Annotated in this window: 5 protein-coding genes; 2 read left to right on the top strand and 3 right to left on the bottom strand. The window is 67.7% G+C overall.

Features of this window, described 5'->3' with window-relative positions; translation table 11 throughout:
• Window positions 1–209 precede the first annotated feature (209 nt).
• Window positions 210–1,703 carry an oligopeptide:H+ symporter gene (locus tag Q0654_RS19885; protein ID WP_298856744.1) on the top strand — a complete coding sequence of 498 codons (1,494 nt, stop codon included), beginning with the start codon at window positions 210–212 and terminating at the stop codon, window positions 1,701–1,703.
• Window positions 1,704–1,783: 80 nt separating this feature from the next.
• On the opposite strand, the gene Q0654_RS19880 is transcribed toward Q0654_RS19885, so the two are convergent.
• Complete coding sequence (locus Q0654_RS19880) at window positions 1,784–3,163, bottom strand: TIGR00366 family protein (protein WP_298856743.1); 1,380 nt, start codon at window positions 3,161–3,163, stop codon at window positions 1,784–1,786.
• A gap of 127 nt (window positions 3,164–3,290) precedes the next feature.
• Here Q0654_RS19880 and Q0654_RS19875 point away from each other — a divergent pair, with 127 nt between their 5' ends.
• A complete protein-coding gene (locus Q0654_RS19875; RefSeq protein WP_298856742.1) occupies window positions 3,291–4,643 on the top strand; it encodes an MFS transporter in 1,353 nt (450 codons plus the stop codon).
• A 617-nt stretch (window positions 4,644–5,260) separates the two neighbouring features.
• Here Q0654_RS19875 and Q0654_RS19870 read toward each other — a convergent pair.
• Both Q0654_RS19870 and purN read right to left on the bottom strand, forming a co-directional pair.
• Window positions 5,261–5,992 (bottom strand): DUF3108 domain-containing protein, encoded by a 732-nt coding sequence (locus Q0654_RS19870; RefSeq protein ID WP_298856741.1) that lies wholly within the window; start codon window positions 5,990–5,992, stop codon window positions 5,261–5,263.
• Window positions 5,983–6,630 (bottom strand): phosphoribosylglycinamide formyltransferase, encoded by a 648-nt coding sequence (gene purN / locus Q0654_RS19865; protein WP_298856740.1) that lies wholly within the window; start codon window positions 6,628–6,630, stop codon window positions 5,983–5,985. The genes Q0654_RS19870 and purN overlap by 10 nt, the downstream gene beginning before the upstream one ends.
• Window positions 6,631–6,632: the final 2 nt, after the last annotated feature.

The following is a 6,632-nucleotide window of genomic DNA, read 5'->3' as shown; positions in this document are numbered from 1 at the left end:
CGAGGCGCGGATGCTGCTTCGACGCCTGACCACCTAATTTGTCAACACCCTCTGAATCCAGGACCCGGCGAACCCGCCGTCTCCTCACGCGAATTTGACATCTGTCGATCGGAGCGCAGAAGCTTCGCGGCCGCTTGCGAACGCTGTCGCGATCCGCAGGCCCTTTGAAGCCGCTCCAGGCACACGCGCCACGCCCACAGGGGGATCGAATGTCCGCATCGTCTCGTACCGAGGCTGTACCCGAGTTTCCGCAGCTCATGGGGCATCCACGCCCCTTGTGGATGCTCTTCATGTCGGAGTTCTGGGAACGCTTCGCGTTTTACGGCATCCGCTGGGCAATGGTCTTGTATGTGGTCGCGCAGTTCCATGGCGGCGATGCCGCTGGTGAGCGTCCGGCCAGTGAGCTCTACGGTGCTTATCTGGCGCTGGTGTATGCAGGTGCGATCTTCGGTGGATACATCGCCGACAAGCTGATCGGCTTCCAACGATCGATCCTGCTTGGCGCGGTGATCATGGCGGCCGGACTATTCATGCTGGCCTTGCCCAGCGAGACGCTTTTCCGCCTGGGCCTTGCCACGATCATCGTGGGCAACGGCATGTTCAAGCCGATCATCTCGACCATGGTCGGCAAGCTGTACTCGCAGGCCGATGAGCGCCGCGATTCCGGCTTCACCATCTTCTACATGGGCATCAACCTCGGCGCGATGATCGCGCCTGTGGTGACCCAGATCCTCGCCGAACGCGTGTTCGGCAGCTCGGGCATGCCCTCCTACCAGGTCGTCTTCATCTCCGCCGGCGTCGGCATGGTGCTCAGCCTGTTCTGGTTCTGGTTCGGGCGCTCGCAGCTGCAGGGCGTGGGCCTGCCGCCGGAAGACGCCCAGGGCATGGGCCGCACGGCAATGGTCGCCCTGGGCGGCCTGTTGATCGGCATCCCGATGTTCTACTTCCTGCTGACCATCTCGGCCAGCGCGCTGCAGGCGGTGCTGATGGCGCTGTTCCTGATTCCCGCGGGCATGCTCGTGGTGGAGGGCGCGCGCGAGGGCAAGGTCGCCCGCGACAAGGTCGTGGCGATGCTGCTGATCTTCTTCTTCAATGTGATGTTCTGGATGTTCTTCGAGCAGGCGGGCAGCTCGTTCAACTTCCTGGCCGATCGCATCGTGGATCGCGATCTTGGCGGCTGGGAGTTCCCGGTGGCCTGGTTCCAGTCGGTGAACTCGGTCGCCATCATCACCTTTGCGCCGATCATGGCCTGGCTGTGGGTGCGGCTGGGTCGCATCAATCCATCGATCCCGCGCAAGTTCGGCCTTGGTCTGATCTTCAACGGGCTGGCGTTCCTGCTGCTGATGGTGGCGCTGTCGAGCATGGTCGACGACGCCGGCAAGATCCCGTTCTGGACTCTGTTCATGGTTTACGTCATCCAGTCGATCGGTGAGCTCTGCCTGTCGCCGATCGGCCTGTCGATGACCACCAAACTCGCGCCTGCGCGCCTGGCCGGCATGGCGATGGGCTGCTGGTTCCTGTCGATCGCGATTGGCAACAACCTGTCCGGCATCTTCGCCGGTTTCGTCAGCGGCGAGGGCGGCATGACCACCTCCTCGGCCTTGACCGGCTATACCTTCGGGTTCTGGTCGCTCGCCGGTGCCGGCGTGCTGCTGTTCCTGATCGCGCCCCTGATCAACCGCCTGATGCACGGGGTCAAGTAGCTACCGATCGACGCGGCAGGCCCGAGGCGCGAACGGCGCCCGGCCTGCCGCGCATCATCCGGCGGCGGAGCGCCATCGGCTCACTGGTAGCCGAACATCACCGCAGCCACCAGCGCCAGCGCGGCCAGCGCCATCAGCTTCAGCATCAGCGGCCAGACGAAGCGGAACCAGCGGTCGTAGGGAATGCCGGCCACGCCGAGGATGGCCATCAGCACGATGTTGGTCGGCACGATGATGTTCGACAGGCCGTCGCCGAACTGGAAGGCCAGCACCGCCACCTGGCGCTCGATGCCGACCACGTCCGCCAGCGGCGCCATGATCGGCATCGTGGCGAAGGCCTGGCCCGAGCCCGAGGGGATGAAGAAGTTCATTCCCGTCTGCATCAGCAGCATGCCGACCGCGGACAGCTCGGCTCCGACCTGGCTCAGCGGAATCGAGGCGGCATGCACGATGGTGTGCAGCACCTGGCCGTCTTCGAGGATCAGCGCGATCGAACGCGCGAAGCCCACCAGCAGGGCGACGATCGCGAGCTCGGCGGCACCGGCGCCGAAGCGCTTGGCGGTGCCGTCGGCGCCGAGGCCACCGATCAGCCCGGCCAGCAGGGCCACGCCCAGCCAGATCGCGCCAAGCTCGGTCAGATACCAGCGGTACTGCGAGATGCCCCAGACCATGGCGACCAGGGCGAACACGGTGATGCCCAGCACGGCGAGACGACGGCCGTCGAGCGGCGGGTAGTGCTGGACGGCGCGGTGGCGATCGTCCTGGATATCCGCCAGCAGGCTGGCCTGCGGATCGGCCTTGACGCGGCTGGCATAGCGCCAGACGTGGTGCGCGGTCACCGCCACGAAGGGCAGGAACAGGGCGAGCCGGTATTCCCAGCCCGAGGTGGGCGGCAGCTCCGCGATGTTCTGCGCCACCATCACCGTGTAGGGGTTGGTCCAGGCGATGCCGAAGCCGACGCCATAGCCGCAGATCATCACGCCCATCGCGGTCATGGCATCGAGGCGCATGGCCGCGCACAGCGACACCAGCACCAGCGCGAAGGGGATGTACTCGGTCGACACGCCCAGGCTGGCCGAGCCGGCCGCGAAGATGCCGGTGCCGAAGACGATCAGCAGCGCGGGCGAATGGCCGATCCACTGCAGCAGGCGACCCAGCACCGCGTCGATCATGCCGGTGGCGCGCAGCACCGAGATCGCGCCGCCGACGATCAGCAGGAAGAAGATGATGTCCTGGGCGAACGCCAGCGAGCGCGGGATCGCGGTGAACAGGCTGACCGGCGACAGCCACACCCGATCGGCGTGTTCGCTGTAGGTGCCTGGCACCACCATCATCCGGCCCTGCTCGTTGGGTGCGGTCTGGTAGCTGCCCTGCGGCAGCACCCAGGTGGCGACCAGGGCCAGCACCATGATCAGGAACAGCAGGACGAGGGTGTCGGGAACGCGGAAGCGCGTGGTCATGAGCGTGCACGGGGCTGCGGCGAGGGCCCGCATGCTAACCCGCGAACGCCGATGATCTGCAGCGGGTTTGTGAGCGCGTCGCCAGCGGTTAGAGTGCAGGCCCACGCGCCAGGACCGCCGCCCGACCATGACCTCGCACACGTATTCCGCATTGCCCCGCCCCACGCCCTTCCAGCGCTGGTCGGTGCTGCTGTTCGTCAGCCTGGCGATGTTCGGCAACTACTACCTGTACGACGCGCTGGGCCCGGTCATCGATCTGATGCGCAACCAGCTGGGTTTCAGCTACCAGCAGATCGGCATGCTGTCCTCGGCCTACAACTGGGCGGCGATCCTGGTGCTGCTGGCCGGTGGCGTGATCATCGATCGCTTCGGCACCAAGGTCGCGATCACCGTGTTCGCCCTGGTGTGTCTGGCCGGCGGCGCGCTCACCGCGCTCACGCCGCACTTCGAGATGATCCTCGCCGGGCGGTTCATGCTCGGCCTCGGCGCCGAACCGCTGATCGTCGCCGCCACCACCGTGCTGGCCAAGTGGTTCAAGGGCAAGGAGCTCAGCCTCGCCTTCGGCATGAACCTGTCGATCTCGCGCCTGGGCTCGGCCTCGGCGGACTGGTCGACCGGCTTCGCCGCTCCGCTGTATGCCAACTGGCAGGACCCGCTGTGGCTGGCGACCGGCGTGGCCGGCGTGTCGGTGGCCGCAGCGATGCTGTACTGGGTGCTGGAGAAGCGCGCCGAAGGGCGTATCGACCTCGGCCCGGGCGGCGACAGCGAGCGGCTCGACTTCAAGCGCCTGTTCGCCTTCGGCCGCAGCTACTGGTTCATCGTCGCCCTCTGCGTGGTGTTCTACTCGACGGTGTTTCCGTTCCGCACCTTCGCCATCGACTACTTCCAGCAGGCCCATGGCCTGCAGCGCGAGGCCGCGGGCCTGCTCAGCAGCCTGCTGCCGGTGGCGGCGATCTTCGCCACGCCGCTGTTCGGCCTGTGGGTGGATCGGGTGGGGCGACGCTCGCTGTTCATGGTCGCCGGCAGCCTGGTGATGCTGCCGCTGTTCCTCGCCGTGACCTACCTGCCGCCGGGGCCGGCGGTCGCCATCGCGATTCCCTTCATCGGCAGCGGTGAAGTGCCGCTGACCCTGCTGGTGGTGATGCTGGTGCTGGGTGGCGTGTTCTCGCTGATCCCGGCGGTGATGTGGCCCTCGGTGGCCTACATCGTCGACCAGCGGCGGCTGGGCTCTGCCTACGCGATGATGACCCTGTGCCAGCAGCTCGGCTGGGCCGCGGTGCCGCCGGTGGTGGGTTTCCTCAACGATCGCGGGGGGGCAGGCCCCGACAATCCCGCAGGCTACGCCGGCAGCATGTGGTTCTACAGCGCACTCTGCGCACTCGGGCTGTTCTTCGCCTGGAAGCTGTGGCGCGCCGAAGGCGGCCCGAACGGGCGTGGCCTCGACACGATCACCGTGCGCAATCCTTCCGGTAGCGCCTGAGCCTGCTTTTGGGACAGGCAAGGCAGCGGATTCAACGCACGCAGGCGCTCAGGCGCTGTCGAGGCGCTGCGCGGCGCTGCGAGCAGTTGTATGGCGGACAAGCGCAGCACATCCGCCAGCGAGTCGCATGCACGCGTGGGGCTCGACGAAGCTCAAGGCCGAGAGTGCATCGCGGCGAACGCAGCCCAGCTCCGGGCGAGGTGCAGCCCGAGCATCCTGGCTCGGCGGGGTGGGTTTCCTTCGGGGCTCGACTACTGCCGGATCGGCCAAGACCTGCGCCACGCCGCTCTGGCAGGGCGGATAAGCGCAGCGCATCCGCCAGCGAGCCACGTAGACGCGCAGGGCTCGCCAAAGACGCAGGGAGCGGGCGAAATGCATATGCGGCGCACGCCTGGGGCGAGGCTTGGAGGCAAGCCATGGGCCAGATGCGCGAGCTCTGATGCGGACGCGGCATCCGCAAGTCCTGTCGAAGGCGCGGGCTTCGTTCGTGGCTCGGCTTCTGCCGGACACGCCGGCGGATGCGCTGCGCTTATCCGCCCTACGACCACGAACGACGCATTGCCTGTAACGAAGCCAGCCTGAATGTGCGCCGCTCTAAGCGACCTCCCAGCGACCTCTCAACGCAGCTCGATCAGCCGCAGCTCGTAGGCATCCGCACCATCCTCACGCTGCAGCACGCGCAGCGGTGCCGGCGGCAGGCTGGGATCGATCCACAGGGTGATCTCGCGGTCCTTGTCGGTGCGGCGGTGGTGCAGGGCGATCGCCTCGCGCTCGCCCATCGGCACCTTGACCTGCTCGCTGCCGCGCACGCGGTACTCGACCGGGTCGCTGTCGCCGCGATTGACCAGGTCCAGCCGGATCACGCCCTCGGCGCCGGCGCGCAGGCGCTGGGCGAGGGCGAGGTTGAGGATCTGCGGGTTGACCGTGTCGGCGCCCAGCGGCGCGGGGCCGCGATGCTCGGGCTTGGCGTCGCCGTTCCAGCGGACCTGGTTCGCGCTCCAGTCGAACTCGGTGCCGATGCTGCGCCGGCGCAGGCTGACGCCGCCGCTGGCCTGGGCCGACAGGGGCTTGAGCCGTCCATCGGCCAGGGCCTCGAACTCGGTGCTTTCGCGCATCTCGAAGCCGGACAGCCGCGCCATGCCCGAGGTGCCGCGCACATCGCTGGAGAACCTCCAGCGTTCGCCCTCGATGCGTTCCAGGCGCATCACCGCCTCACCCTGGGACTTGCCGTCGCGCAGCACTTCGTAGCGCGCGGTGAAGGGCTCCAGCGCGCTGGCCTGCGCATGCCCGGCGGAGGCGCCGAGCGCGAGCGCGGCGAGGGCGGTGAATCGGACAATGTTCAGGCGCATGCAAAGACCTCGCTGTCGCTCAGTTCGAATCGAGTGTCGAGGTAGCGCAGGCCATCGCCATGACGGATGCGGCCTGCGGCCAGCGCGCGCACGGTCGCCAGCAGCAGCGGACGCTCGACCTGGCGCACCCGCGCTTCCAGCGTCTGCTCGTCGTCGCTGGCATGCACTGGCACCCGCGCCTGCGCGATCACCGGCCCGCCATCGAGTTCGGCGGTGACCCAGTGCACGCTGGCGCCGTGCACGGGATCGCCGGCATCCAGACACTGCCGATGCGTGCGCAGGCCGCGGAACTTCGGCAGCAGGGAAGGGTGCAGGTTGATCATCCGGCGCTCGAACCGCTGCGCCACCTCGGCGCTGATGATGCGCATGTATCCGGCACAGACGATGAGTTCGGGCTGAACCTGCTCCACCCGCGCGAACAGCGCGCGGTCATGTTCGACGCGCGATTCGAAGCCCTTGGGGCTGAGCGCGCAGACCGGCATGCCGGCGGCCAGCGCGCGTTCCAGCGCGCGCGCGCCGGGCTTGTCCGAGAACAGGCCCACGAAGGCGACGTCGAGCTGGCCCGCATCGCGGGCCTCGATCATCGCCTGCAGGGTGCTGCCCTCGCCCGAGGCCAGCACGGCCACGCGCAGGGTCATCG

Origin of the sequence: uncultured Aquimonas sp., assembly GCF_937888285.1 — a bacterium.
Classification (GTDB): domain Bacteria; phylum Pseudomonadota; class Gammaproteobacteria; order Xanthomonadales; family Xanthomonadaceae; genus Aquimonas.
This window is presented reverse-complemented; position numbering and strand designations above follow the sequence as displayed.